Below are 26,279 nucleotides of genomic sequence, written 5' to 3'. Positions count from 1 at the left end.
TTCACCGGGCTCGCACGCGGGCCCGGCATTGCGAACACTGTCTATTGGAGCCAGTCATGCGTTATATCAGTACCCGCGGCCAGGCACCGGCCCTGAATTTCGAAGATGTCCTGCTGGCCGGTCTCGCCACCGACGGCGGTCTGTACGTCCCGGAAAACCTGCCTCGTTTCACCCAGGAAGAGATCGCTTCGTGGGCCGGCCTGCCGTATCACGAGCTGGCCTTCCGGGTGATGCGCCCATTCGTCACCGGCAGTATTCCGGATGCCGATTTCAAAAAGATTCTTGAAGAAACGTACGGCGTGTTTTCCCACAACGCCGTGGCACCACTGCGTCAGCTGAATGGCAACGAATGGGTGTTGGAGCTGTTCCACGGCCCGACCCTGGCGTTCAAAGACTTCGCCCTGCAACTGCTGGGTCGTCTGCTCGACTACGTGCTGGAAAAGCGCGGCGAGCGCGTGGTGATTGTTGGCGCCACCTCCGGCGACACCGGTTCGGCGGCGATCGAAGGTTGCAAGCACTGCGAAAACGTCGACATCTTCATTTTGCACCCGCACAACCGTGTGTCCGAAGTGCAGCGTCGCCAGATGACCACCATCTTCGGCGAGAACATCCATAACATCGCCATCGAAGGCAACTTCGATGACTGCCAGGAAATGGTCAAGGCGAGCTTCGCCGACCAGAGCTTCCTCAAAGGCACGCGCCTGGTGGCGGTGAACTCGATCAACTGGGCGCGGATCATGGCCCAGATCGTTTACTACTTCCACGCAGCCCTGCAGTTGGGCGGCCCGGCGCGTTCGGTGTCGTTCTCGGTACCGACCGGCAACTTCGGCGATATCTTCGCCGGTTACCTGGCGCGCAATATGGGCCTGCCGATCAACCAGTTGATCGTTGCCACCAACCGCAACGACATCCTGCACCGCTTCATGAGCGGCAATCAGTACGTCAAGGAAACTCTGCACGCCACGCTGTCGCCTTCCATGGACATCATGGTCTCGTCGAACTTCGAACGCCTGCTGTTCGACCTGCACGGTCGTAACGGCGCAGCGATTGCCGGTTTGATGGACACCTTCAAGCAGGGCGGCGGTTTCAGCGTCGAACAGGAACGCTGGACCGAAGCACGCAAGCTGTTCGATTCGCTGGCCGTGGACGACGCGCAAACCTGCGAGACCATTGCCGAAGTCTTTGAGCAAACTGGCGAGCTGCTGGACCCGCACACTGCCATCGGCGTGAAGGCTGCGCGTGAATGCCGTCGCAGCCTGGATATCCCGATGGTGATCCTCGGCACGGCCCATCCGGTCAAATTCCCGGACGCAGTGGAAAAAGCCGGTGTAGGAAAAGCACTCGAACTGCCTGCACATCTTTCTGATTTGTTTGAGCGAGATGAACGTTGCACCGTATTGCCGAACGACCTGAAAGCCGTGCAGGCCTTTGTCAGTCAGCATGGCAACCGCGGCAAGCCGCTGTAACCGGCAAAAGCTGTCACATTTTGAAGCCCGTCTCCTGACGGGCTTTCTCATTTCTGCATGCCACACTTGTCGGGTTTCGTAAAAGAAGAGCCGCCCATGAAGGACGGGCGAGACGATCACCAAGGAAGTGGCAATGCTGTTTTTTAGAGGGTTTAAACCAGCCGTGTGCTGGATGTTTTTGCTGGGCGCCCTGGGCTTTGGGCAATGGGTGAAGGCCGCACAATTGACGACACACGAATCCCGCGAGTCAGCCACCATCGCACGCATTGAGCTGGACGCTCAGGAGCGGCAATGGATTGCTGAACATCCAATGGTTATCGTCGCGTCGGCGCAGTACCCGCTGTACCTGTTCAAGGATGAGCACGGTCACTGGAGCGGTTTGAACAACGATGTGCTCAACCGCATCAGCGCCATGACCGGGTTGCGGTTCGTCCATGAAGAGTCGTTTTCCACCGACCAACTGCTGGAACGACTGGAACGTGGCGCGGCGGACTTGAGCACGACGCTGGCAATGAATGACGAGCGCAAGGTGTTTCTGGATTTCAGTCATGCGTTCGGCGGGGCAGGCTGGGTGCTCGTGGGACTGGCCGGCACGCCTGCGTTACAGTCCCTGGAACAACTTTCGAAAAGAGTCCTGGTATTGCCGGCCCGGCACGCCCTGGAGGGGGCGATTCGGCGTGACTACCCGGCGATCGAGCTGCGCTCGGTCAAAACCCAGGTTGAGGCCCGGGCACTGGTGGAAAGTGGCGAGGCCTACGCCACCATTGAAAACGAAATCGGAGCGCAGTTCTATCCCTCGGGCCGGCTCAAGGTGGGACATGCTGTGGAAGGCAAATGGGAGGCTGATCACTTGGCGGTTCGTAAAGGGCAGCCGCAGTTATTGAGCATCCTCAACAAGGCGCTCGAAGCATTTCCGCCCGCCGAATTACGCGCCATGCGGCTGAAATGGCTGAACGGAATTGCGTCGGTACACGCGCCCTCGGCCTGGCAGCGGATAACCCAGTGGGGTTGCTGGAGCCTGTTCATCGTTAGCCTGTTCGGCTTGCTCTCATTGCTTTGGAACCGTCGCCTTGCTGCATTGATCGAACAACGTCGGGACGCCGAGAAAGACCTCAATGATCAGCTCGCCTTCCAGCACGCATTGATAGACGCCATGCCCGATCCGATGTTCGTGCGTGATCTGGAAGGGCGTTTGATCATGTGCAACAAAAGTTATGAGGAGCGCTTGTCGACCCGTTTCGACCAGGTTCAGGGGCGACAACTGATCGAACTCGATGTCTTGCCCAAAGAGACCGCCGAGCAGCTGCACGCCGAGTTCATGACTCAGCTAGGTACTCGCAAGACCCGCTTCAGCGAACGTCAGTTGATGTTCAAGGACGGCGTCAGGGACATCTACCAGTGGACGGTGCCGTTTTACAGTGCGGACGGTCAATTGCGAGGACTGCTGGGCGGATGGAGCGATATCGGCAAGCGTACACGCCAGGTGTGAATTGCAATGCGATCTGTAGCAAAGAGCGCGTCGTGGCTGAAACTGCGTGAATCAGCTGTTTTTTTGCTGTCATCTTTACCGTGCATGCTCTATCTACCAGAGGCGCCGGTGCGCCTGCCGTTGGAATCCAGAACTTTCTTCTCGGGCCTGGGATCATTTACTGTGGACACGCCCCAGGCACTTTGTTTTCGGACTATTGAGTGGTGATCGAGATGGAAAGTATCAGTCTATTGCTCGGTGAGGCTCTGAGCCCGTATCAGGTCACGTTGACCCCATCGGGTGCCCATGGCGAATGCCTGGTGACACTGAAGAGTGCGAGCGGCGCTATCGTGGTCGAACGGCTGTTCAATCAGGCCCAGTTAACCGATAAACGTTTGTTGACGGATGTTGTCGACGGGCTGCACCGCGACGTCCTGATCGCGGAAGGACGTCTGGAGCCCTGTGTCATTGCGGCGTTGCGCAATGCCGCTCAGGACAAGATCCTGGCCAGCCGAAATTGAACTGTTTTTTGTGGGAACCTTCCTGCGCCAAGGTCAGTCAGACCATGTAACAGCAGGATCAAGCATTGTGCTCCGGTGCTTGTAGCTTGTTGTCACTGGCCGTTTTGTAGGCCACGTTTAACCCCGAGTTGTCTCCCCACTTCTCGGGGTTTCTTTTTGCCTGCGATTTGTCATTGCTGATGAAAGCAGGCGCTTCAGCTTAAATAGCTCCGTCTTCACGCAGCCGTGCGATCTGTGTCAGGTCGTAGCCAAGATCGTGGAGTACCTGCGCATTGTGTTCACCCAACTGCGGCCCGACCCATTCGGAGCTGCCGGGCGTCTCAGAGAGTTTTGGCACGATGCCAGGCATTCTGAAATCCTTGCCGTCGGGCAGCTTGGCTTGCAGGAACATTTCCCGGGCGAGGTATTGCGGATCGCTGAACATATCTTCGGCGCTGAAGATCCGGCTGGCAGGAACGTCGGCCTGGTTCAGTTGCGCGATCACCGTGTCCAGCGGCAGTGAGTTGACCCAGCGATCGATCACCCCGTAAATCTCGTCGCGACGGCTGTCGCGTCCGTCGTTGCTGGCCAGCACGGGGTCGTTAGCCAGGTCTTCACGACCGATGATCAGCATGAAACGCTTGAAGATCGCATCGCCGTTGGCGCCGATCTGCACGTGTTTGCCGTCGGCGCTGGTGTGAATGGAGGAGGGCGTGATGCCCGGCATGATGTTGCCGGTGCGTTCGCGGATGAAGCCGAACACGTCGAACTCCGGGACCATGCTTTCCATCATGGCGAAGATCGCTTCATACAGCGCCACGTCCACCACTTGTCCCAAACCGCCGTTGACCTCGCGATGACGCAAGGCCATCAGCGCGCCGATCACGCCCCAGAGCGCGGCAATCGAATCTCCAATAGAAATCCCGGTGCGCACCGGCGGCCGGTCCTCGAACCCGGTGATGTAGCGCAAGCCGCCCATGGATTCACCGACCGCACCGAAACCTGGCTGATCTTTCATTGGCCCGGTCTGGCCAAAGCCCGAGAGCCGCACCATCACCAGTTTCGGGTTCAGTGCATGCAAGACTTCCCAGCCCAGACCGAGTTTTTCCAGCACGCCGGGGCGAAAATTCTCGATCAGGATGTCTGCTTCGCTGAGCAGCTGTTTCAGAATCGCCAGGCCGTCCGGGTGTTTCAGGTTCAGGGTCAAAGACTTTTTGTTGCGCGCCTGAACGAACCACCACAGCGAGGTGCCTTCATACAACTTGCGCCATTTGCGCAACGGATCACCGCCGTCCGGGGACTCGATCTTGATCACTTCGGCGCCGAACTCGCCGCAAATGCGCGAGGCAAACGGCCCGGCAATCAACGTACCCAATTCGATGACTTTCAGACCCGAGAGCGGCTTATTGGAGAACGGCATACTGAATCCTGTAGGACAAAGGCTGAGCGAATACAGCGTTTTAACATAGGCCGGCCTCAGTCGCCCAAAGTTGATCGCCTTCAATTCGTTGATTGCCTGTTGCATCGGTTAGACTTGCCGCCTTTCCTCGTATCAAGAAGCCCGTTCATGGCCCAGCCGTCCACAACCTACAAGTTTGAACTGAACCTCACCGACCTCGACCGCAGCGTCTACGAGAGCGTGAAGCAGACCATCGCCCGTCACCCTTCGGAAACCGAAGAGCGCATGACCGTGCGGCTGTTGGCCTACGCCTTCTGGTACAACGAGCAGTTGTCCTTCGGTCGCGGTCTGTCAGACGTGGATGAGCCAGCGCTGTGGGAAAAGAGCCTGGATGACCGTGTCCTGCACTGGATCGAAGTCGGCCAGCCAGACGCCGATCGCCTGACCTGGTGCTCGCGCCGCACCGAGCGCACCAGCCTGCTGGCTTACGGCAGCCTGCGTGTCTGGGAAGGCAAAGTGATCCCGGCGATCAAAACCCTGAAAAACGTCAACATCGCCGCTGTGCCCCAGGAAGTGCTGGAAACCCTGGCCAAGGACATGCCGCGCGTTATCAAGTGGGACGTGATGATCAGCGAAGGAACGATTTTCGTCACCGACGACCGTGGTCAGCACGAAGTCCAGTTGCAATGGCTGGCCGGCGAACGCGGCTGATTATTCGCCGCTGAACCGCGTTACCCGGTTTTATCCTACGTATTCAAGAGAAGCACCTGTCACCCCATGCGCATCGAACCTCGCCTGTTGCCCGATACCCTGCCATTCCTCGGTGATATTCCACCGCTGCTGACCCGCCTTTACGCAGCTCGGGGCGTGCAATCCGAGGTTGAACTGGACAAGAGCCTGGCGCGGCTGATTCCGTATCAGCAGCTCAAAGGCATCGATGCGGCGGTGGATTTGCTGGTGACGGCCCTGGAACAACGTCAGCGGATTCTGATCGTCGGCGACTTCGACGCCGATGGTGCGACGGCCAGTACCGTGGGCATGCTGGGGTTGCGCCTGTTGGGCGCGGCGCATGTCGACTATCTGGTGCCGAACCGGTTCGAGTACGGCTACGGCCTGACGCCGGAGATCGTCGAAGTGGCGCTGACCCGCCAGCCGCAACTGCTGATCACCGTGGACAACGGCATCTCCAGCGTCGAAGGCGTGGCCGCGGCGAAAAAAGCCGGGCTCAAGGTGCTGGTCACCGATCACCACTTGCCTGGCGATGAGCTGCCGTTGGCCGATGCCATCGTCAATCCAAACCAGCCGGGTTGCGAGTTTCCGAGCAAAGCCCTGGCCGGCGTCGGGGTGATCTTCTATGTGCTGATGGCCCTGCGCGCGCGCTTGCGCAGCCTGGGTTGGTACGAAAGCAAGCCGCAGCCGAACATTGGCGAATTGCTCGACCTGGTGGCACTGGGCAGCGTCGCTGACGTGGTGCCGCTGGATGCCAACAACCGGATTCTGGTGCATCAGGGGCTCGAGCGGATTCGCGCCGGGCGTGCGCGGCCGGGGATCAAGGCGATCCTTGAAGTGGCCAAGCGTGATCATTCGCGCATCACCTCCACTGACCTGGGCTTCATCCTCGGCCCACGCCTGAACGCGGCGGGGCGTCTGGATGACATGAGCCTGGGCATCGAATGCCTGCTCACCGAAGACACGGGCGCTGCCCGTGAAATGGCCGCTCAGCTGGATGGCATGAATCAGGACCGCAAATCCATCGAGCAGGGCATGCAGCGTGAGGCGCTGGCCCAGCTCAAGGATTTGCCGGTGGAATCGATGCCGTTCGGCCTGTGCCTGTTCGATCCCGAGTGGCACCAGGGTGTCATCGGAATCCTCGCCTCGCGTATGAAAGAGCGCTATTTTCGTCCGACCATTGCCTTTGCCGATGCCGGCGATGGCCTGCTCAAGGGCTCGGGGCGTTCGGTTCAGGGTTTTCACATTCGCGATGCCTTGAGCGTGGTCGCGGCGCAGCATCCGAATCTGATCAGCAAATACGGTGGCCACGCCATGGCGGCCGGCCTGACGTTGCCGGAAGCGAATTTTCCGTTGTTTGCCGAGGCCTTTGACGCTGAAGTGCGTAGGCAATTGCGTGAAGAAGACCTGACCGGGCGCCTGCTGTCGGACGGCACGTTGGCGGTCGAAGAGTTTCACCTTGAACTGGCTCGCGCCCTGCGCCACGCCGGGCCATGGGGGCAGCACTTTCCAGAGCCGCTGTTTCATGGGGTGTTCCAGTTGGTTGAGCAGCGCGTCGTGGGTGAGCGGCATCTCAAAGTAGTGCTGAGAAGTGAATGCGGTTCAGTGAAGCTGGACGGTATTGCCTTCGGTATCGACCGTGATATCTGGCCGAATCCGACCATCAAGTGGGTCGAATTGGCCTACAAACTCGACCTCAACGAGTTTCGTGGGAACGAGACGGTCCAGTTGATGATTGCCCACATCGAACCGCGTTGAATCCTTCGCGGGCAAGCCTCGCTCCTACAGATCGCATCTACCTGTAGGAGCGAGGCTTGCCCGCGAAAGCAATTTTCCCCGCACCAAATCCCTCGGATTCCTTCCTGATCCCACGATGTCGACTAGGCTCTAAGCACTGCTTGATTATCCTTGTGACGTCTTGTCGAATTTTTTGCCCGCGGGGGCGGGTGTTGCACCTTTTTCCTGTCACTCGTCGACTATTCAAACAGAACCCTGGAGCCTGCCCACTGATTCGAGAGGTGCCCCATGAGTCTGCTGCTTGAACCCTATACCCTTCGTCAATTGACCCTGCTTAACCGCATCGCGGTATCACCGATGTGCCAGTACTCCAGCGTCGATGGGCTGGCCAATGACTGGCATCTAGTCCACCTCGGCAGCCGCGCTATCGGCGGTGCGGGCTTGGTATTCACCGAAGCCACGGCGGTCACCGCCGACGGGCGTATCACTGCCCAGGACCTCGGACTGTGGAATGATGAACAGATCGAACCTTTGCAACGTATCACCCGCTTTATCGCTGCGCAGGGCGCCGTTGCCGGCATTCAGTTGGCCCACGCCGGGCGCAAGGCCAGCACGCATCGGCCATGGCTCGGCAAGCATGGCAGCGTCAAACCGGAAGACGGCGGCTGGATCCCGGTCGGCCCTTCGCCCATCGCTTTCGACCCTCAGCACACAGCACCGAAACAGCTCGATGAGGGCGAGATCGCCGACGTCATTCAGGCCTTCGTCGATTCGGCCAGACGGGCGCTGACCGCCGGGTTCAAAGTGGTCGAAGTGCATGCCGCCCACGGTTACCTGTTGCACCAGTTTCTTTCACCCCTGAGCAATCAGCGGCGCGATCTGTATGGTGGTTCGTTCGAAAATCGAATTCGGCTGGTGCTGCAAGTCACCGAAGCGGTGCGTGCGGTGTGGCCTGAAGAATTACCGGTGTTTGTGCGGGTGTCGGCCACCGATTGGGTGGAAGACGGCTGGAACCCCGATGAAACTGTGGAGCTGGCACGACGGCTCAAAGACTTGGGCGTGGACCTGATTGACGTCTCGTCGGGCGGCACGGCGGTAAACGCCGAGATTCCTACAGGCCCCGGTTATCAGACTCGTTTCGCCGAGCGCGTACGCAAGGAGTCAGGCATTGCCACCGGCACCGTTGGAATGATCACCGAACCTGCCCAGGCCGAGCACATCCTGCGTACTTGTCAGGCCGACATCATCTTCCTCGCCCGGGAGTTGTTGCGTGATCCGTACTGGCCGCTGCATGCCGATGATGATCTGGGCGGGAACAAGGCTATCTGGCCGGCGCAATATCATCGGGCTACCCATCGTGACCAGCCGATTCATGAATCGGATTTGCGTGATTGAATGCCTCTGTAAAACCAAAAAAGCCCGGTCGTGTTGACCGGGGCTTTTTGCGTTTTTGTGCTGAGATGTTTGTTGTCTGTCAGGCCGTCTTCGCGGGCAAGCCTCGCTCCTACGGGGTTTGTGTCGCTCGCGTGATTGGGGCGCGATACACATCCCGTAGGAGCGAGGCTTGCCCGCGAAGGGGCCCGCCCAAACAACCACCTACCCTCAGGTGTACTTACGCTTCTCCGGCGCCGGCGGGAAATACTGGTACAACCAGGTTTCACTCAACGTCCGGTCATTGGTGCGAATGAACAACCGCAGCTCCACCGGTGCCACGCTGTCATTGGTCGGGTACCAATCGAAAGTAATGCGGTAGCCCTTGATGTCATCGAGCACCAACACATTGAAGTCCTTCACTTCGCCGTTCGAGCAGGTCACCACCGGCTCGATCCCCGCACCTTCGGGCAAGCGGTCCAGACCGCCGCCGGTGAAGTCCACGGCAAAGCGTCGCGCCCAGACTGGCGGGTAATGCTCGCCCGGCGCCCAGCCTTCAATGAAGCCGCCCATGCCCGAACGGGTCGCGTTGACCCGCGCTAGCGGCGTGCTCACCGGTGGCAGAGCGCTCCAATAGAGCTTGTAGCCGTAGTTGAGGGAGTCGCCGGCCGCGACCGGTTTTTTCGGCGTCCAGAACGCGACGATGTTATCCAGGGTTTCGCCGGTTGTAGGAATTTCCAGCAAATCGATAGAGCCTTCGCCCCACGCGGTAGTAGGTTCTACCCACAGACTCGGGCGCTTGCTGTACCAGTCGACGGTGTCCTGATAATTGGCGAACTCGTGATCGGTCTGCACCAGACCAAAGCCTTTCGGATCTGTATCGGCAAAGGCATTGAATTGCAGGGTGGCCGGGTTATTCAGCGGGCGGCAGATCCACTCGCCATTGCCGCGCCACATTGCCAGGCGATCGGAGTCGTGAATTTGCGGATGAATGGTGTCGCACATGCGCCGCTCATGGGTGCCACAGCTGAACATGCTGGTCATCGGCGCAATGCCGAGTTGCTCGATGGCGGTGCGGGCATTGACGTGGGCGTCGACTTCCATCACCACACGCTCGGCCTGGCAATCGATGTCAAAACGGTAGGCGCCAGTGGCGCTCGGCGAATCGAGCAAGGCATAAACCACAAAGCGAGTGCTGTCTTTGTCCGGTGTCTCGAACCAGAACTTGGTGAAATCCGGGAATTCTTCACGCTTTTTGGCGTACGTATCGATCGCCAGGCCGCGGGCCGACAAACCGTACTGGCCGGTGGCATCTACCGCGCGGAAATAGCTGGCGCCGAGGAACGACAGCACGTCGTGCTGATCCAGCTCCGGGGCCTTGAACAGCTTGAACCCGGAGAAACCCAGATCGCCCTTGAGCTGTTTAGTGTCGACGGTGGTTTTTTCGTAGTTGAACAGCGACGGGCGGAAATGCACCTCGCGCGCCAGTCGAGTCTTGGGATCGACGCTGTACATGCGCACCGGTTGCTTGAAACCCATGCCGACGTGGAAAAACTGCACGTCCAGCTGACCTTTCAAGTCCTTCCACAGCGAGTGATTACCGTCATAGCGGATCGCGTTGAAGTTCTGCGGCGTCATGGTCGCCAGCGTCGGCGGCAGCACCTGCTTGGTGTCCTGATAAGGCTTGCCGGCGAGCTGTTTGGCTTGGCTCTTCAGTGCTTCGAAGTCGAACGCCACAGCGTCGCCATCAGCCGTGCTGCTGCCAGCCCAGGCGCGTGCCGCTAATAGGCCGGTGGTTGAGAGACCAGTGTAAGCCGCGATGGCCATGGAGGCTTTGAGCAAATTCCTGCGGTGCATAAGTACAACCTGTCGTGAACAATCCCGCGCCGTTCCTGGCACGTGCTGGATCGGAAATAACGGTTCGGACATGCCTTGGCCAAACGCAACGGACTAGGGGGCGTTCTCAGTTCGCGCCGGGGAAACTAATTGAGAACGCCCCCTAACAGATGCCAAATAGCTTAAACCGTTCGGTTGCAGAGCAAAAATGATTGATGGCACAGCGACAGCGCGGCAATGAAACAAGACATTTCAGGTAACGTTTCTCACAGCACTTTCTGATTTATAGGGCATATCTGCTTTTTTCGACTAATTACTCTAAAAACAGCTTTTCAGCGCCGATTTAATTTCTATTCTATGGGCATGACCGGTTTCGGCCCTTCAGGCCGGTGGGTTCAGCGGGCGTAAGGTGTTCGCTGAAAGTGATAGGGCGATGCGGTTTTGAAGTTTTCTCTGACGTATAGAAGGACATCGTCCATGTCGAAAGTACAAGGCATCACTGAAATATTAGGAATCTTTCCCTGCCTGGCCACCGGGCGGAGAAGGCGTCGGCTCAGTTCGGAGGAGTTGAAGTTGGTGGAGCGCTATCGCGAGTTATCGGAGAACGACCGGATTGCGATGCGGTATCTGGTGGATGCGATGCGCAGTGTTTCGCGGTTTTGAGGAGGTTTGATATTTGGTCGTGGCGATTGTGTCGCGGCTGAACATCATCATTACCAGTCCTGCGACCGCTCTGTACGCTGGTGCAGAACACGCAGCATTTGTATCTGGCCATGTATAAAACGATAGGGCGCGATGAATGGATATCGGCCAAGTACCAGTTCGCGCACATCCGGTGCCACGGAAGGCCTGCCTGAGCCGGGGAATTGTTCCAGCTGATGGAAGGACTGCAGGATACTCGAAATGACCTCGAAGGCAGCGTCAACGCCAAGGAGGTCTTGGTAACACTCATGAATGGCGTCGAGGTCACTTTCAGCTTTTTGAGTCAGTACTATGCTCGGCACGTTTTGCCCACTTAGCCTTCACGGCGTCCAGATCGGAGAGTTTTCCAGCATCGGCATCTGCTATGCCGTCGCTTATGGCTCGCAGATGCCATGACTCGGCTTCTACATATCGAACCAACGCACGCTTGAGATGGTATTGACGGTCGCGGTCGGTGGCTGCTGCCAGTTGATCCAACTGCTGGGCCAGGAGTTCTTCAACACGAAAGGACAAAACGGGCGAGGCCATGGTGGCTCTCCTGAAAGAATGTATACATTGTAAACGACGTAAACACCCTGGGTCGTATCAATAATTTCGTCAACCGATGTGGCGTGCATGGGTTTGAGGACACCTTAGCGGGCAAGCCACGCTCCCACAGGTTCAGCGCAGTTCCTATAGGCGCGAGCGATGCGGCGTCCCGACTTACCCACGAAGCTTTCAATGCTTGAACATCACATGCCGCACAACGGTGTAGTCCTCCAGTCCATACATGGACATGTCTTTGCCATAACCGGACAGTTTCTGACCGCCGTGAGGCATTTCGCTGACCAGCATAAAGTGGGTGTTCACCCATGTGCAGCCGTACTGCAGGCGTGCAGACAGCCGATGCGCACGGCCGACGTCCGCGGTCCAGACTGATGACGCCAAACCGTAGTCTGAATCGTTGGCCCAGGCCAGTGCTTGCGCTTCATCGGTGAACTGGGTGACCGACACTACCGGGCCGAACACTTCGCGGCGCACGATCTCGTCGTCTTGTTGCGCGTCGGCCAGCACCGTTGGCTCAAAGAAGTAGCCATTGCCTTCCACCGCTTTGCCGCCAGTGATCAAACGAATATGCGGTTGCGCCATGGCACGCTCGACCAACCCGGTCACGCGGTCGCGATGTTGTGCGCTGATTAGCGGGCCGAGCTCCGTCGATGGATCGTCCTGCAGGCCGTACTTGATACTGCTGACGGCCGCACCGAGCTTCTCGACGAACTGGTCGTAGATGCCTGCTTGCGCGTAAATGCGGCAGGCGGCGGTGCAATCCTGACCAGCGTTGTAGAAACCGAAGGTGCGAATGCCTTCTACGGCGGCGTCGATGTCGGCATCGTCGAAGATGATCACCGGCGCCTTGCCGCCCAGTTCCATGTGCAGGCGTTTGACGTTTCCGGCGGTGCTGGAAATGATGTTCGAGCCGGTGGCGATGGAGCCGGTCAGCGACACCATGCGCACTTTCGGATGATTGACCAGAGCGGTACCGACCGCAGAACCACGGCCGTACACCAGGTTAAGTACGCCGGCCGGGAAGATGTCCGACGCCAGTTCTGCCAGGCGCAGGGCGGTCAGCGGGGTTTGTTCCGACGGTTTGAGCACCACGGTATTACCGGCGGCCAGGGCCGGGGCGATTTTCCAGGCGACCATCATCAGTGGGTAGTTCCACGGCGCGATGGAGGCAATCACGCCCACCGGGTCGCGGCGGATCATTGAGGTGTGGCCGGGCAAGTATTCACCTCCCAGCGCGCCGCTCATGCAACGGCTGGCGCCGGCGAAGAAACGGAACACGTCGGCAATCGCCGGAATCTCGTCGTTAAGCGCGGCGCTGTAGGGTTTGCCGCAGTTGTCCGACTCCAGTTTTGCCAGCTCTTCGCCATGGGCTTCGATGATGTCGGCGAGTTTGAGCAGCAGCAGCGAGCGCTCTTTCGGCGTAGTTTGCGACCAGTCTTGGAAGGCGTTGTCGGCGGCCCGCACGGCGGCGTCGATCTGGGCTTCGCTGGCTTCGTTGATGTCTACCAGCACACGGCCGAGAGCCGGGTTGAACACGGCTTGGGCGGGGCCTTCGCCGTTGACGAGTTGGCCGTTGATCAAGAGTTTGGTTTGCATGGCTATGTCCTCATCGAAGCGATTGTTTTTCTGTTGGAACCGAATCCCTGTAGGAGCGAGGCTTGCCCGCGAAGCTTTTGACGTTCTTGAGGACGCCTTCGCGGGCAAGCCTCGCTCCTACAGGATCCGGTTCTTACATTGGGAAATGAGTTGTCCGTTATTTCCCGCCACTGTCTGCAACGCTTTCCCCTCCACGGGTCAGGTAATAGGCGCCAAGGATCGGCAACATGGTCACCATCATTACCAGCATCGCGACGACGTTGGTCACCGGCACGTCCCGTGGGCGGCTGAGCTGGTTGAGCAGCCACAACGGCAAGGTGCGTTCATGACCGGCGGTGAAGGTGGTGACGATGATTTCGTCGAACGACAGGGCAAACGCCAGCATGCCCCCGGCCAGCAACGCCGAGCCGAGGTTCGGCAGGACGATGTAGCGGAAGGTCTGCCAGCCGTCGGCACCGAGGTCCATCGACGCTTCGATCAAACTGTAGGAAGTGCGGCGTAAACGGGCGATGACGTTGTTGTAGACGATCACCACACAGAAGGTCGCGTGGCCGACGATGATGGTGAACATCCCCGGTTCGATTCCCAGCGTTTTGAAAGTCGCCAGCAGCGCGATCCCGGTGATGATCCCAGGCAGGGCAATCGGCAGGATCAGCATCAGCGAGATACCCTGTTTGCCGAAGAAATCCCGTCGGTACAACGCCGCCGACGCGAGGGTGCCGAGGACCAGCGCAATCAATGTAGCGACGGCCGCGATTTGCAACGACAGCTTTATCGCTTCCAGCACGTCGGGTCGGGAGAACGCCACGCCGATCCACTTCAGGGTGAAGCCCTTGGGCGGAAAGCTGAACGCCGCGTCTTCGGTGTTGAAGGCGTAGAGGAAGATGATCAGGATCGGGAAGTGCAAGAACACCAATCCGCCCCAGGCGGCGATGCGCAGGCCCAGGGATGCCCGATCTTGAGATGAAGAGTCAGAGCGCATCGAAAGCCCCCAGACGTTTAACGATGGACAGGTAAATGGCGATCAGCACGATCGGCACCAGCGTGAAGGCCGCCGCCATCGGCATGTTGCCGATCGCTCCTTGCTGGGCGTAAACCATGCTGCCGATGAAGTAACCCGGCGGGCCCATCAGTTGCGGCACGATGAAGTCGCCCAGGGTCAGCGAAAACGTGAAGATCGAACCGGCTGCGATGCCCGGAATCGACAGCGGCAGAATCACTTGCATGAAGGTCTGACGCGGTTTGGCACCAAGATCCGCCGAGGCTTGCAGCAACGACGGCGGCAAGCGTTCGAGCGAGGCCTGGATCGGCAGGATCATGAACGGCAGCCAGATGTAGACGAACACCATGAACCGCCCCAGATGCGAGGTCGACAAAGTGCTGCCGCCGACGCCGGGAATCCCGAGCACGAACTGCAACACCGGCTCCAGCCCCAGGTGCTGAACGAACCACTGCGCGACGCCGCCCTTGGCCAGCAGCAAGGTCCAGGCATAGGCCTTGACGATGTAACTGGCCCACATTGGCATCATCACCGCGATGTAGAAAAACGCCTTGGTCTTGCCGCTGGTGTAGCGCGCCATGTAGTAGGCAATCGGGAACGCCACGATTGCACTGGCGATGGATACGACGATGGCCATGCTCAGGGTGCGCAGGATGATGTCAAAGTTCGACGGCTGGAACAGCGCAGCGAAGTTCGCCAGGGTCAGGTCGGGCGTGACCGCCATGGTGAAGTCATCGAAGGTGTAGAAGCCTTGCCACAACAACGTCAACAGCGAGCCGAGGTAGATCGCACCGAACCAGAGCAACGGCGGCACCAGCAGCAGCGACAGATACAGGTTCGGCCGGCGGTACAGCAGGTTGGAGAACCGGCGCAACGGCGAGCCGCTGGCCGGGGTTTGAGAGGGGGCCACGCTGTTCATCTCATACCCCGCCCACAACATTGTCGTACAGCGGGATCATCGCTTCGCGCGCCCAACGAGCGCTGATACGTTGCCCGGTTTGATGTTGCGCGCTGACGTCCAGCCACTGGACGTTGGCCTGGCTGATGTTCAGGGTCTGGCCGTTTTCCAGTTTCAGTTCATAGCGGGTGGCACTGCCCTGGTACTGGATGTCATGCAGCAGGCCGCTGACTTCTATTTCATGGCTGGCCAGCGGGCCTTCGGCGAAACGCACGTGTTCCGGGCGAATCGAAAACGGCTGTGGATTGCCGCTCAACTGCCGGGCCAGATCGCCGCGAATCACGTTGGACGTGCCGACAAATTCGGCGACGAACGTAGTCGCCGGTTTCATGTACAGGTTGCGCGGCGTGTCGACCTGTTCGATGCGGCCCTTGTTGAACACCGCCACGCGATCGGACATCGACAGCGCTTCGGTCTGATCGTGGGTGACGAAGATGAAGGTGATGCCGAGCTGGCGTTGCAGCTTCTTCAGCTCGCCTTGCATTTGCTCGCGCAGCTTCAGGTCGAGGGCGCCCAAGGGCTCGTCGAGCAACAACACGCGAGGGCGATTGACCAATGCGCGGGCCAGGGCCACACGCTGGCGCTGACCGCCGGAGAGTTGAACCGGTTTGCGCTCGCCGTAGCCACCGAGGGCGACCATGTCGAGGGCTTCTTCGGCGCGTTTATGGCGTTCAGCCTTGCCGACGCCTTTGACTTTCAAACCGTAGGCAACGTTGTCGAGTACGTTCATGTGCGGGAACAGCGCGTAATCCTGGAATACGGTGTTCACGTCGCGCTGATACGGCGGCAGCCCGGCGGCTTCGGCGCCATGAATACGGATGGAGCCAGTGCTCGGTTGTTCAAAACCGGCGATCAGGCGCAGGCAGGTGGTTTTGCCCGAGCCGGAAGGGCCCAGCAGGGAAAAGAACTCGCCGTCCTGGATATCGATAGAAACCCGGTCAACGGCCTTCACCTCGCCGAACTGACGGGAAACGTTGGTGAACTGGACTGCAAGCGTCATGGTGCGGAGCTCCCGATAGGCAGGGCCGTCACAGTGGCCTTGCCTGAACTTCTGAAGTTTTCATTGATGATCGTTCCCACGCTCCGCGTGGGAATGCAGCCCGTGACGCTCTGCGTCAGCTCTGCACGAATGGACGCGGAGGGTCCGTTGATGCATTCCCACGCGGAGCGTGGGAACGATCAGCCTCAAGAGGGCTTAACGACCGCCCATAATCGCAATGTAATCCTGGGTCCAGCGGCTATAAGGCACAAACTTGCCGCCCTCAGCCTGCGGGGTTTTCCAGAAGGCGATCTTGTCGAACTGGTCGAAACCGTTGGTCTTGCAACCTTCGGCGCCCAATAATTCGCTTTCCTTACATGCCGCAGGGACCGCCGGCAGCGAGCCGAACCAGGCGGACACATCGCCCTGGACCTTTGGCGTGAGCGACCAGTTCATCCACTTGTAAGCGCAGTTCGGGTGTTTGGCTTCGGCGTGCAACATGGTGGTGTCGGCCCATCCGGTGGCGCCTTCTTTCGGGATGGTCGAGGCGACTGGCTGTTTCTCGTTCATCAGGCCGTTGACCTGATAGGGCCAGGAGCTGGACGCCACTACGCCTTCGTTCTTGAAGTCACTCATTTGCACGGTGGTATCGTGCCAGTAGCGATGGATCAACTTTTGCTGGGCGCGCAGCAAGTCGAGAGCGGCCTTGTATTGTTTTTCGTCGAGCAAGTACGGATCCGTGATACCCAGTTCCGGCTTGGCGGTTTTCAGGTACAGCGCCGCGTCCGCGATATAGATCGGGCCGTCATACGCTTGTATGCGGCCCTTGTTGGATTTGCCGTCGGACAGCTTCTGCTCTTCGAACAGTACGCCCCAACTGGTCGGCGGTTGCGTGAACACCTTGGTGTTGTACATCAGCACATTCGGACCCCACTGATAGGGAGTGCCGTAGGTCTGTTTGTCGACCACATACCACGGTGCATCCTTCAGGCGCGGGTCGAGATTCTTCCAATTGGGGATCAGTGCGGTGTTGATCGGTTGCACACGTTTGCCGGCGATCAGGCGCAGGGAGGCGTCGCCGGACGCCGTCACCAAGTCGTAACCGCCCTTGGTCATCAGGCTGACCATTTCGTCGGACGTGCCGGCCGTCTTGACGTTGACCTTGCAGCCGGTTTCCTTCTCGAAACTGGTCACCCAGTCGTAGGCTTTGTCGGTTTCGCCCCGCTCGATATAGCCAGGCCAGGCGACGATATCCAGCTGACCTTCGCCGGCACCGACGGCTTTCAGCGGTTCGGCGGCCTGCAAGCTGGCGCTGGCCAGCAGTGCTGTGGTGATTGCACTGAGCAGTGCGGTCTTGTGCACAAGCATGGGTAAACCCTCTTCTTTAAATTATGGTCGGGGCAGTGCTGAACGGGGTGATGCGCCGTGTGCGGCTTGTTATTTAGCTTAGTGCGCTTTGTGAGAGGCGTTCCCACCCGTTTGCCGCAAAGTGAGCAACATCTGGAAGCACTCTCGCGAAGAGGCGTCGGGCACTTTCGATCTAGGCTGATGGCCTTAAAGATCCGGTTAACCCGAATTCGTGGAGACAGCAAAATGAATACCCGTGGATTGCTCGATCAATTACTCAGATCCGGTCAGGATCTGTTGCAGAACAAGGCCGGCGGTGTCCAGAAAAAAGGCTTCAGCGGTGTTTCGGGCGGCCTCGGCAGCCTGATGTCGGGGGCGGGCGGCGGTGCATTGGCGGCTGGCGCGATGGGTTTGCTGCTCGGTAACAAGAAGGCGCGCAAAGTCGGCGGCAAGGTCGCGATTTATGGCGGCCTTGCGGCATTGGGCGTGATTGCCTACAAAGCGTACGGCAACTGGCAGGCCCAACAGGGCACCGCCCCCCAAACCGAACCGCAAACCCTCGACCGTCTACCGCCCGCGCAAGTCGAGCAGCACAGCCAGGCGATTCTCAAGGCGTTGGTGGCCGCGGCCAAGGCTGACGGTCATGTCGATGAGCGTGAGCGCCAATTGATCGAAGGCGAGTTCAGCAAACTCGACAACGATCAGGAACTGCAACACTGGCTGCACGCCGAACTCAACAAACCGCTGGACCCGACAGACGTCGCCCGCGCCGCCAGCACGCCGGAAATGGCGGCTGAAATGTACATCGCCAGTGTGATGCTGGTGGATGAGGAGAACTTCATGGAGAAGTCCTACCTCGACGAATTGGCGCGGCAGTTGAAGCTGGAGCCGGGGTTGAAGGCAGAGCTGGAGAAGCAGGTGCGGCAGGTTTCGGTGTAGGTCTTTAGGCCGCCTTCGTGGGCAAGCCTTAATGCTGTAGGAGCGGGCTTGCCCCAATGCCAGTCAGTTAAGCGTGATACTGAACCTGTGGCGAGGGAGCTTGCTCTGGGGATAAGGGGGGCCGCTTCGCGGCCCAGCGGGAGCAAGCTCCCTCGCCACAGGTTACTCATCGCTTGTTCTATCTCTTAACTGACTGCATTAGGGCAAGCCCGCTTCTATAGGCCCTCGGCTATACTCCCCCGCAATTTGAACCGCACCGAGGACTGACTGTGAAGAACTGGACGTTGCGCCAACGCATTTTGGCGAGCTTTGCGGTAATTATCGCGATCATGCTGTTGATGGTCGTGGTGTCCTTTTCCCGGCTGATGAAGATCGACGCCGGCGCAGACAGGGTCCGCACCGATGCGGTGCCCGGGGTGTATTTCAGTTCGATGATGCGCGGTGCCTGGGTCGACAGTTACAACCTGACCCAGCAGATTGTCGGCCTTTCCGGGCGTCGCGAAATAACACCCGCCGATCACGCTATGTACAAGAGCTTCGAAGAGCGCTTGAACGAACAGATGGCCAGCTACCGCAAGACCATTTTCACACCGGAAGATCAGGCCACATTCGACAAATTCGAAGCGTACCATCAGCTCTTCAATCAAGAACTGACGAACGTCATCGACCTCTATCAGCGCAAAGAGTACGAACCAGCGCGTCTTGCCCTGGAGCAAAAGCTCACCCCGGCTTGGGTTAATGGGCGCAAGCAGTTGAACAGCCTCATCGAGCATAATCACAATCTGGCTGAAGAATCCACGCTGGCCATTGGTGACGCAGTGACAACCGCCAAAATCAGCATGGGCCTCTCTTTGCTGGTGGCGATCATCGTCGCCGGCCTCTGCGGTCTGCTGCTGATGCGCGCGATCATGGCGCCGATGAATCGCATCGTGGATATTCTCGAAGTCATGCGCACGGGCGATCTCAGCAGTCGCCTGGATCTTGATCGCAAGGACGAGTTCGGCGCGGTGGAAACCGGCTTCAACGACATGATGACCGAGCTCACCTCGCTGGTATCCCAGGCGCAGCGCTCCTCGGTGCAGGTCACCACGTCGGTTACGGAAATCGCCGCGACGTCCAAGCAGCAGCAGGCCACCGCCACCGAAACCGCGGCCACCACCACCGAGATCGGCGCGACATCGCGTGAAATTGCCGCCACCTCGCGGGATCTGGTGCGCACCATGACCGAAGTCTCCACCGCCGCCGATCAGGCGTCGGTGCTGGCCGGTTCCGGTCAGCAAGGCCTGGCGCGCATGGAAGACACCATGCACTCGGTGATGGGCGCGGCGGATCTGGTGAACGCCAAACTGGCGATCCTCAACGAGAAGGCCGGCAACATCAATCAGGTGGTGGTGACCATTGTCAAAGTCGCCGACCAGACCAACCTGTTGTCCCTGAACGCCGCGATCGAAGCCGAGAAGGCCGGTGAGTATGGTCGCGGGTTTGCCGTGGTCGCCACCGAAGTGCGGCGTCTGGCGGACCAGACCGCTGTGGCCACCTACGACATCGAGCAGATGGTGCGTGAAATCCAGTCGGCGGTGTCGGCCGGGGTCATGGGCATGGACAAGTTTTCCGAAGAAGTGCGTCGTGGCATGTCCGAGGTGCAGTCGGTGGGCGAGCAGCTGTCGCAGATCATCCATCAGGTTCAGGCGCTGGCACCACGGGTGTTGATGGTCAACGAAGGCATGCAGGCCCAGGCCACCGGCGCCGAGCAGATCAACCACGCACTGGTGCAGTTGGGCGATGCCAGCAGCCAGACCGTCGAGTCCCTGCGTCAGGCCAGTTTCGCTATCGATGAACTGAGCCAGGTGGCCGTAGGGCTGCGTGGCGGCGTCTCGCGATTTAAAGTCTGATGAGCGAACTTGCGGCCAAACGCGGCACGGTGATGCCGGCGAAACAGTCGTTGTTTCTGGTATTCCGCATCGGCAACGAGCGTTTCGCCTTGCAGGCCATCGAGGTGGCCGAAGTGCTGCCGCAGCTGCCGTTGAAACCCATTCCCCAGGCGCCGGACTGGGTGGCCGGGGTGTTCGCCTGGCGCGGCGCGGTGGTGCCGGTGATCGACCTCAGTGCCCTGACGTTCGGCCAACCGGCCCAGGCCCGCACCAGCACGCGGCTGGTGCTGGTGCATTATCGGCCGGACGAGGCGACGCCTGCGCAATTGCTCGGGCTGATTCTGGAGCAGGCCACCGATACGTTGCGCTGCAACCCGGCGGACTTTCAGCCTTATGGCCTGGACAATCGCCAGGCGCCGTACCTCGGGCCGGTGCGCGAAGATGCCCAGGGTTTACTGCAATGGGTGCGGGTTGCCGATTTGCTGGACGAACAGGTCCGCGCCTTGTTGTTTCCCTCGCCGCCGTTGGACCTGGCGCAGTTTGAGGAGCAGGGATGAGCAACGATCAAAGGTTTTTCGATTTCCTCAAAGAACGTATAGGCCTCGATGTGGGCTCGGTCGGCCCGGCGATCATCGAACGCGCGGTGCGCCAGCGCTGCACGGCGGCGCGGGCGCTGACGGCCGATGAGTACTGGCACACCTTGCTGGGCTCGCGCGACGAACAACAGGCGCTGATCGAAGCGGTGATCGTCCCCGAGACCTGGTTTTTTCGTTACCCGGAATCCTTCGCCACGCTGGCGAAACTGGCGGCCAAGCGGCTGGCGGCGATCAATAACATGCGCGCCCTGCGGATTCTCAGCCTGCCGTGCTCCACCGGCGAAGAACCGTACTCCATCGCCATGGCATTGCTCGATGCCGGGCTGGCGCCCCACCAGTTCAAGGTCGACGCCATGGATGTCAGCCCGCTGTCGGTGGAAAAGGCCAGGCTCGCGCTGTATGGCAAGAATTCGTTTCGTGGTCAGGACATCGACTTTCGCGAGCGACATTTCACGGCTGAAAACGACAACTATCGCCTCAGCGGGCGTGTGCTTGAGCAGGTGCGCTTGCAGGTCGGCAATCTGCTGGATCCGGCGTTGCTGGCCAGTGAGCCACCTTATGACTTCGTGTTCTGCCGCAATTTGCTGATCTATTTCGATCAGCCGACCCAGCAGCAAGTGTTCGAAGTGCTCAAGCGCCTGACCCACGTCGACGGCGTGCTGTTTATCGGCCCGGCGGAGGGCAGTCTGCTGGGGCGTTTCGGCATGCGCTCGATTGGTATCGCGCATTCGTTTGCCTTCAGTCGTCAAAGTGCGCCCGAGCCACTCGCGACCTTCGTGCCGACGCCATTGCCGCTGCCGGTGCAACAACCGGTGCGCGGCGTAATACCGCCGCCGGTGCGCAGTCGGCCTTTTGCGACGGTCGTCCCGATGCCTCAGGCGGCCAAAGCCACGCCTTCGCAGGCCACCCCTTCAGAGGCTGCCGCGCTACTGGTGAACATCGCCGCGCTGGCCAACGAAGGCAAAAGCGCCGAGGCCCGCGTCGCGTGTGAAAGTTTTTTGCGCCGTCACGAGCCGGTGGCCCAGGTGTTCTATTGGCTGGGGCTGCTCAGCGATGTCGCTGGCAGCGCGCTCGAGGCCCAGGGCTTTTATCGCAAGGCGTTGTACCTCGAACCGCAACACCCCGACGCATTGATGCACTTGGCCGCCTTGCTCCAGTCTCAGGGCGACACGGCCGGTGCCAGACGATTGCAGGCCCGCGCCGCCCGCAGCGAGCGCGCCGCTGACAGTGAGCGTAAACGATGAACGCCGCCGACACCTTGAGCGTCACCCATGAAGATGCCCGGGCCATCGATGACTGCTGGAACCGCATCGGTATCCACGGCGACAAGTCCTGCCCATTGCTGATCGAGCACATTCATTGCCGCAACTGTGCGGTGTATTCGGCTGCCGCCACACGCTTGCTCGACCGCTATGCGTTGCAGCAGGACGACCGCGAGCAAGTTTCCACAGTGGCCGGGAGCGATGTGAAAACCCGCTCGCTGCTGATGTTTCGCCTCGGCGAAGAATGGCTGGGCCTGGCCACTCGCAGCCTGGTCGAAGTGGCGCCGCTGCAGGCGATTCACTCCTTGCCGCATCAGCGCTCCCGGGCGTTGCTCGGCGTGGCGAATGTGCGCGGTGCCTTGGTGGCGTGCCTGTCGCTGGTGGAGCTGCTGGGGCTCGACGGCACCAGTGGCGTAGCGTCCGGCGCGCGGGTGATGCCGCGGATGCTGATCATCGCTGCCCATGGCGGGCCGGTGGTGGTGCCGGTGGACGAGGTGGACGGGATTCACGCCATCGACGAGCGCATTCTCGATGCGGCGTCCCGGTCCGGCACCCAGGCCAGCGCCAAATACACCCGTGGCGTCTTGCAATTCAGAGGTCGCAGCCTGCGTTGGCTGGATGAAGAACAGCTGCTGTCCGCCGTGACCCGGAGCCTCACATGACCCCCGAGCAAATGCGTGACGCCTCTTTGCTGGAGCTGTTCAGCCTCGAAGCCGAGGCCCAGACCCTGGTGCTGAGCGCCGGTCTGCTGGCGCTTGAGCGCGATCCAACACAGGCCGATTACCTTGAGTCGTGCATGCGCGCGGCCCATTCGCTCAAGGGCGCGGCACGGATTGTCGGTGTCGATGCCGGGGTCAGCGTCGCCCATGTGATGGAAGATTACCTGGTCAGCGCCCAGGAAGGGCGCCTGTACCTGCGGCCCGAACACATTGATGCACTGTTGCAAGGCACCGATCTGCTGATGCGGATTGCGACGCCGAGCAATGCTCCAGCGCCTGCGGATATCGACGCTTACGTCGTCTTGATGGGACGGTTGCTTGATCACATGGCGGCCACTGCTCCCATGACGCCGCCGATGGCAGAACTTCAGCTGGAACCGCCGACGCCCAAGGTTGAGCCGCCCATGCCGACCGCCACCGAAGCCCCCCCGGCCGCGGCCGCCGAGCCAGCGCCCATGGCTAAACGCACCACCGAAAGTGGCGAACGTGTATTGCGCGTCACGGCCGAGCGCTTGAACAGCCTGCTCGACCTGTCGAGCAAGTCCTTGGTGGAAACCCAGCGGCTCAAGCCGCATCTGGCGACTATGCAGCGCCTTAAACGCATGCAGAGCAACGGCCTGCGGGCGCTGGAAAGTCTCAACGTTCATCTTAAGAACCATGCCTTGAGTCTCGAAGCTCAGGAAGCCTTAGGCGATGCCCGCCGATTGCTGGCCGAGTCCCAGCAATTGCTGGTGGAAAAAAACGCCGAACTGGATGAATTCGCCTGGCACGCCAGCCAGCGGGCGCAGGTGTTGTATGACACGGCGCTGGCCTGTCGCATGCGCCCATTCGCCGATGTGCTGAGCGGGCAAGTGCGCATGGTCCGCGATCTCGGTCGCAGCCTTGGCAAACAGGTGCGGTTGGAGATCGAGGGCGATAAGACTCAAGTCGACCGCGACGTACTGGAAAAACTCGAAGCGCCGCTGACGCACCTGCTGCGTAATGCGGTGGATCACGGCATCGAAACCCGGGAACAACGACTATTGGCCGGTAAACCGGAGGAAGGCCTGATCCGTTTGCGCGCGTCCCATCAAGCCGGTCTGCTGGTGTTGGAGCTCAGCGATGATGGCAATGGCGTCGACCTGGAAAAGCTCCGTCGCAACATCGTCGAGCGGCAGTTATCCCCAGCCGAGACCGCCGCCCAGTTGAGCGAAGAAGAGCTGCTGACGTTCCTGTTTCTGCCGGGATTCAGCCTGCGCGACGCGGTTACCGAAGTTTCCGGACGCGGCGTCGGGCTGGATGCGGTTCAGCACATGGTCCGTCAGTTGCGCGGCGCCGTGGTGCTGGAGCAGACAGCGGGTGAGGGAAGTCGCTTTCATCTGCAAGTGCCGCTGACGCTGTCGGTGGTGCGCAGTCTGGTGGTGGAAGTCGGTGACGAGGCGTATGCCTTCCCGCTGGCGCACATCGAGCGCATGTGCGACCTGGAGCCGGAGGATATTGTGCAGGTCGAAGGCCGGCAGCACTTCTGGCATGAAGGTCGGCATGTCGGGCTGGTCGCCGCCACTCAGCTGTTAAATCGCCCGGCGAGCCAGAACAGCGCGCAGACCCTGAAAGTCGTGGTCATCCGCGAGCGAGATGTCATTTACGGGGTGGCAGTCGAGCGGTTTATCGGCGAACGGACGTTGGTGGTGCTGCCGCTGGACGAGCGCCTGGGCAAGGTGCAGGACATTTCCGCCGGGGCCTTGCTCGATGACGGCTCGGTGGTGCTGATCGTCGACGTCGAAGACATGCTGCGTTCGGTGGACAAACTGCTCAATACCGGGCGTCTGGAGCGCATTGCCCGACACGCCAATCTGGCCGTCGAAGCGGCGCGTAAACGGATTCTGGTGGTGGACGACTCGCTGACCGTTCGTGAGTTGCAGCGCAAATTGCTGCTCAATCGCGGCTATGACGTCGCCGTGGCGGTGGACGGTATGGATGGCTGGAACGCCCTGCGTTCGGAGGATTTCGATCTGCTGATCACCGACATCGACATGCCGCGCATGGATGGCATCGAGCTGGTGTCTTTATTGCGTCGCGATAATCGCCTGCAATCCCTGCCGGTGATGGTGGTGTCCTACAAGGATCGCGAAGAAGACCGCCGCCGTGGCCTGGACGCCGGAGCCGACTATTATCTAGCCAAAGCGAGTTTTCATGATGACGCTTTGCTGGATGCAGTGGTTGAGCTCATTGGAGGCGCGCGGGCATGAAAATCGCTATCGTCAATGACATGCCCATAGCGGTAGAGGCTTTGCGCCGCGCCTTGGCGTTCGAACCGGCGCACGAGGTGGTCTGGGTCGCCGGCAATGGGGCCGAGGCGGTGCAACGTTGCACCGAATACACCCCGGATCTGATCCTGATGGATTTGATCATGCCGTTGATGGACGGTGTGGAAGCGACCCGGCGAATCATGGCCGAGACCCCGTGCGCGATAGTCATTGTCACTGTCGACCGCGAGCAGAACGTGCACCGGGTGTTCGAAGCCATGGGCTACGGCGCGCTGGATGTGGTTGATACCCCGGCTATCGGGGGTGGCAATCCTCAGGAAGCCGCCGCACCGCTGCTGCGCAAGATCATGAACATTGGCTGGCTGATCGGCGACAAGAGCAATCGGGTGCGATCGGCGCCGAGCTCGCACCGCCACTCGTCCTCGCGCCAGCATTTGGTGGCCATCGGTTCATCCGCTGGCGGGCCGGCGGCGCTGGAAGTGCTGCTCAAGGGCCTGCCACGAGACTTTTCGGCGGCCATCGTGCTGGTCCAGCATGTGGATCAGGTGTTCGCCGCCGGCATGGCCGAATGGCTGGCCAGCGCCAGTGGCCTGAATGTGCGTCTGGCCCAGGAAGGTGAACCGCCACGAAGCGGCACGGTCCTGCTGGCCGGGACCAACCATCATATTCGCTTGCTGAAAAACGGCACGCTGGCCTACACCGCCGAACCGGTCAACGAGATCTATCGGCCTTCGATCGATGTGTTTTTCGAGAGTGTGGCCAGTTACTGGAGCGGTGACGCCGTGGGCGTTCTGCTGACCGGTATGGGGCGCGATGGCGCGCAGGGGCTTAAACTCATGCGCCAGCAGGGCTACCTGACCATCGCTCAGGACCAACAAAGTAGTGCGGTGTATGGCATGCCGAAGGCGGCCGCGGCCATTAACGCGGCAGTGGAAGTTCGCCCACTGGATAAGATAGCGCCACGATTGCTGGAGATCTTCTCAAAATGACTATTATTAGCAGCAATCGTGGC

Annotated in this window: 23 protein-coding genes; 14 read left to right on the top strand and 9 right to left on the bottom strand. The window is 60.0% G+C overall.

Annotated elements, in window-relative coordinates; genetic code table 11:
• The first annotated feature begins 56 nt into the window (after positions 1–56).
• The 3 genes from thrC to CKW20_RS18465 all read left to right on the top strand — a co-directional run bounded on the left by thrC (position 57) and on the right by CKW20_RS18465 (position 3,455).
• Positions 57–1,466, top strand: a complete 1,410-nt coding sequence (gene thrC, locus CKW20_RS18475) for a threonine synthase (RefSeq protein ID WP_007897604.1) — start codon at positions 57–59, stop codon at positions 1,464–1,466.
• Positions 1,467–1,599: 133 nt separating this feature from the next.
• Positions 1,600–2,955: a transporter substrate-binding domain-containing protein gene (locus tag CKW20_RS18470; protein ID WP_095054215.1), complete on the top strand. Its 1,356-nt coding sequence runs from the start codon at positions 1,600–1,602 to the stop codon at positions 2,953–2,955.
• Positions 2,956–3,167: 212 nt separating this feature from the next.
• On the top strand, positions 3,168–3,455 hold the full coding sequence (locus CKW20_RS18465; protein WP_095054214.1) for a DUF3509 domain-containing protein: 288 nt from the start codon (positions 3,168–3,170) through the stop codon (positions 3,453–3,455).
• 199 nt (positions 3,456–3,654) lie between these two features.
• Here the strand turns inward: CKW20_RS18465 and CKW20_RS18460 are convergent, their stop codons facing one another.
• Positions 3,655–4,854, bottom strand: coding sequence for a CaiB/BaiF CoA-transferase family protein (locus CKW20_RS18460; protein WP_095054213.1), 1,200 nt, complete (start codon positions 4,852–4,854; stop codon positions 3,655–3,657).
• A gap of 147 nt (positions 4,855–5,001) precedes the next feature.
• On the opposite strand from CKW20_RS18460, the gene CKW20_RS18455 reads away from it, so the two are divergent.
• The 3 genes from CKW20_RS18455 to CKW20_RS18445 all read left to right on the top strand — a co-directional run bounded on the left by CKW20_RS18455 (position 5,002) and on the right by CKW20_RS18445 (position 8,694).
• Positions 5,002–5,544 (top strand): YaeQ family protein, encoded by a 543-nt coding sequence (locus tag CKW20_RS18455; protein WP_095054212.1) that lies wholly within the window; start codon positions 5,002–5,004, stop codon positions 5,542–5,544.
• Positions 5,545–5,610: 66 nt separating this feature from the next.
• A complete protein-coding gene (recJ, locus tag CKW20_RS18450; protein WP_095054211.1) occupies positions 5,611–7,320 on the top strand; it encodes a single-stranded-DNA-specific exonuclease RecJ in 1,710 nt (569 codons plus the stop codon).
• A gap of 267 nt (positions 7,321–7,587) precedes the next feature.
• Entirely contained in the window at positions 7,588–8,694 is a 1,107-nt protein-coding gene (locus tag CKW20_RS18445; protein WP_095054210.1) for an NADH:flavin oxidoreductase/NADH oxidase, read from the top strand.
• 207 nt (positions 8,695–8,901) lie between these two features.
• Here CKW20_RS18445 and CKW20_RS18440 read toward each other — a convergent pair whose 3' ends face one another.
• Complete coding sequence (locus CKW20_RS18440; RefSeq protein WP_095054209.1) at positions 8,902–10,527, bottom strand: glucan biosynthesis protein D; 1,626 nt, start codon at positions 10,525–10,527, stop codon at positions 8,902–8,904.
• 456 nt (positions 10,528–10,983) lie between these two features.
• On the opposite strand from CKW20_RS18440, the gene CKW20_RS18435 reads away from it, so the two are divergent.
• Entirely contained in the window at positions 10,984–11,169 is a 186-nt protein-coding gene (locus CKW20_RS18435) for a hypothetical protein (protein ID WP_095054208.1), read from the top strand.
• 50 nt (positions 11,170–11,219) lie between these two features.
• On the opposite strand, the gene CKW20_RS18430 is transcribed toward CKW20_RS18435, so the two are convergent.
• The 7 genes from CKW20_RS18430 to ydcS form a co-directional block, all read right to left on the bottom strand.
• The gene (locus CKW20_RS18430; protein ID WP_095054207.1) at positions 11,220–11,510 is read right to left on the bottom strand and encodes a type II toxin-antitoxin system RelE/ParE family toxin; all 291 of its coding nucleotides are present in this window, start codon (positions 11,508–11,510) and stop codon (positions 11,220–11,222) included.
• Positions 11,479–11,736 carry a CopG family ribbon-helix-helix protein gene (locus CKW20_RS18425; protein WP_095054206.1) on the bottom strand — a complete coding sequence of 86 codons (258 nt, stop codon included), beginning with the start codon at positions 11,734–11,736 and terminating at the stop codon, positions 11,479–11,481. The genes CKW20_RS18430 and CKW20_RS18425 overlap by 32 nt, the downstream gene beginning before the upstream one ends.
• Before the next feature lie 189 nt (positions 11,737–11,925).
• Positions 11,926–13,350: a gamma-aminobutyraldehyde dehydrogenase gene (locus CKW20_RS18420; RefSeq protein ID WP_095054205.1), complete on the bottom strand. Its 1,425-nt coding sequence runs from the start codon at positions 13,348–13,350 to the stop codon at positions 11,926–11,928.
• Between the two features lie 157 nt (positions 13,351–13,507).
• Positions 13,508–14,332 carry an ABC transporter permease gene (locus CKW20_RS18415; RefSeq protein ID WP_095054204.1) on the bottom strand — a complete coding sequence of 275 codons (825 nt, stop codon included), beginning with the start codon at positions 14,330–14,332 and terminating at the stop codon, positions 13,508–13,510.
• Positions 14,322–15,269, bottom strand: a complete 948-nt coding sequence (locus CKW20_RS18410) for an ABC transporter permease (RefSeq protein WP_095054203.1) — start codon at positions 15,267–15,269, stop codon at positions 14,322–14,324. The genes CKW20_RS18415 and CKW20_RS18410 overlap by 11 nt, the downstream gene beginning before the upstream one ends.
• 1 nt (position 15,270) lies before the next feature.
• Positions 15,271–16,308 carry an ABC transporter ATP-binding protein gene (locus CKW20_RS18405; protein WP_095054202.1) on the bottom strand — a complete coding sequence of 346 codons (1,038 nt, stop codon included), beginning with the start codon at positions 16,306–16,308 and terminating at the stop codon, positions 15,271–15,273.
• Between the two features lie 195 nt (positions 16,309–16,503).
• Positions 16,504–17,655, bottom strand: a complete 1,152-nt coding sequence (gene ydcS, locus CKW20_RS18400) for a putative ABC transporter substrate-binding protein YdcS (protein ID WP_095054201.1) — start codon at positions 17,653–17,655, stop codon at positions 16,504–16,506.
• A gap of 225 nt (positions 17,656–17,880) precedes the next feature.
• Here ydcS and CKW20_RS18395 point away from each other — a divergent pair, with 225 nt between their 5' ends.
• The 7 genes from CKW20_RS18395 to CKW20_RS18365 all read left to right on the top strand — a co-directional run bounded on the left by CKW20_RS18395 (position 17,881) and on the right by CKW20_RS18365 (position 26,256).
• Complete coding sequence (locus CKW20_RS18395; protein ID WP_095054200.1) at positions 17,881–18,573, top strand: tellurite resistance TerB family protein; 693 nt, start codon at positions 17,881–17,883, stop codon at positions 18,571–18,573.
• A 269-nt stretch (positions 18,574–18,842) separates the two neighbouring features.
• Positions 18,843–20,465: a methyl-accepting chemotaxis protein gene (locus CKW20_RS18390; protein WP_095054199.1), complete on the top strand. Its 1,623-nt coding sequence runs from the start codon at positions 18,843–18,845 to the stop codon at positions 20,463–20,465.
• Positions 20,465–21,001: a chemotaxis protein CheW gene (locus tag CKW20_RS18385; RefSeq protein WP_095054198.1), complete on the top strand. Its 537-nt coding sequence runs from the start codon at positions 20,465–20,467 to the stop codon at positions 20,999–21,001. The genes CKW20_RS18390 and CKW20_RS18385 overlap by 1 nt, the downstream gene beginning before the upstream one ends.
• Positions 20,998–22,284 (top strand): protein-glutamate O-methyltransferase CheR, encoded by a 1,287-nt coding sequence (locus CKW20_RS18380; RefSeq protein WP_095054197.1) that lies wholly within the window; start codon positions 20,998–21,000, stop codon positions 22,282–22,284. Before CKW20_RS18385 ends, CKW20_RS18380 begins: the two co-directional genes overlap by 4 nt.
• Positions 22,281–22,964, top strand: a complete 684-nt coding sequence (locus CKW20_RS18375) for a chemotaxis protein CheW (protein ID WP_095054196.1) — start codon at positions 22,281–22,283, stop codon at positions 22,962–22,964. Before CKW20_RS18380 ends, CKW20_RS18375 begins: the two co-directional genes overlap by 4 nt.
• Complete coding sequence (locus CKW20_RS18370) at positions 22,961–25,249, top strand: hybrid sensor histidine kinase/response regulator (protein ID WP_095054195.1); 2,289 nt, start codon at positions 22,961–22,963, stop codon at positions 25,247–25,249. Before CKW20_RS18375 ends, CKW20_RS18370 begins: the two co-directional genes overlap by 4 nt.
• Positions 25,246–26,256, top strand: coding sequence for a chemotaxis response regulator protein-glutamate methylesterase (locus tag CKW20_RS18365; RefSeq protein WP_095054194.1), 1,011 nt, complete (start codon positions 25,246–25,248; stop codon positions 26,254–26,256). The genes CKW20_RS18370 and CKW20_RS18365 overlap by 4 nt, the downstream gene beginning before the upstream one ends.
• The last annotated feature ends 23 nt before the right edge of the window (positions 26,257–26,279 follow it).

It is taken from the genome of Pseudomonas sp. Irchel s3b2 (assembly GCF_900187445.1).
Classification (GTDB): Bacteria; Pseudomonadota; Gammaproteobacteria; order Pseudomonadales; family Pseudomonadaceae; genus Aquipseudomonas.
This window is presented reverse-complemented; position numbering and strand designations above follow the sequence as displayed.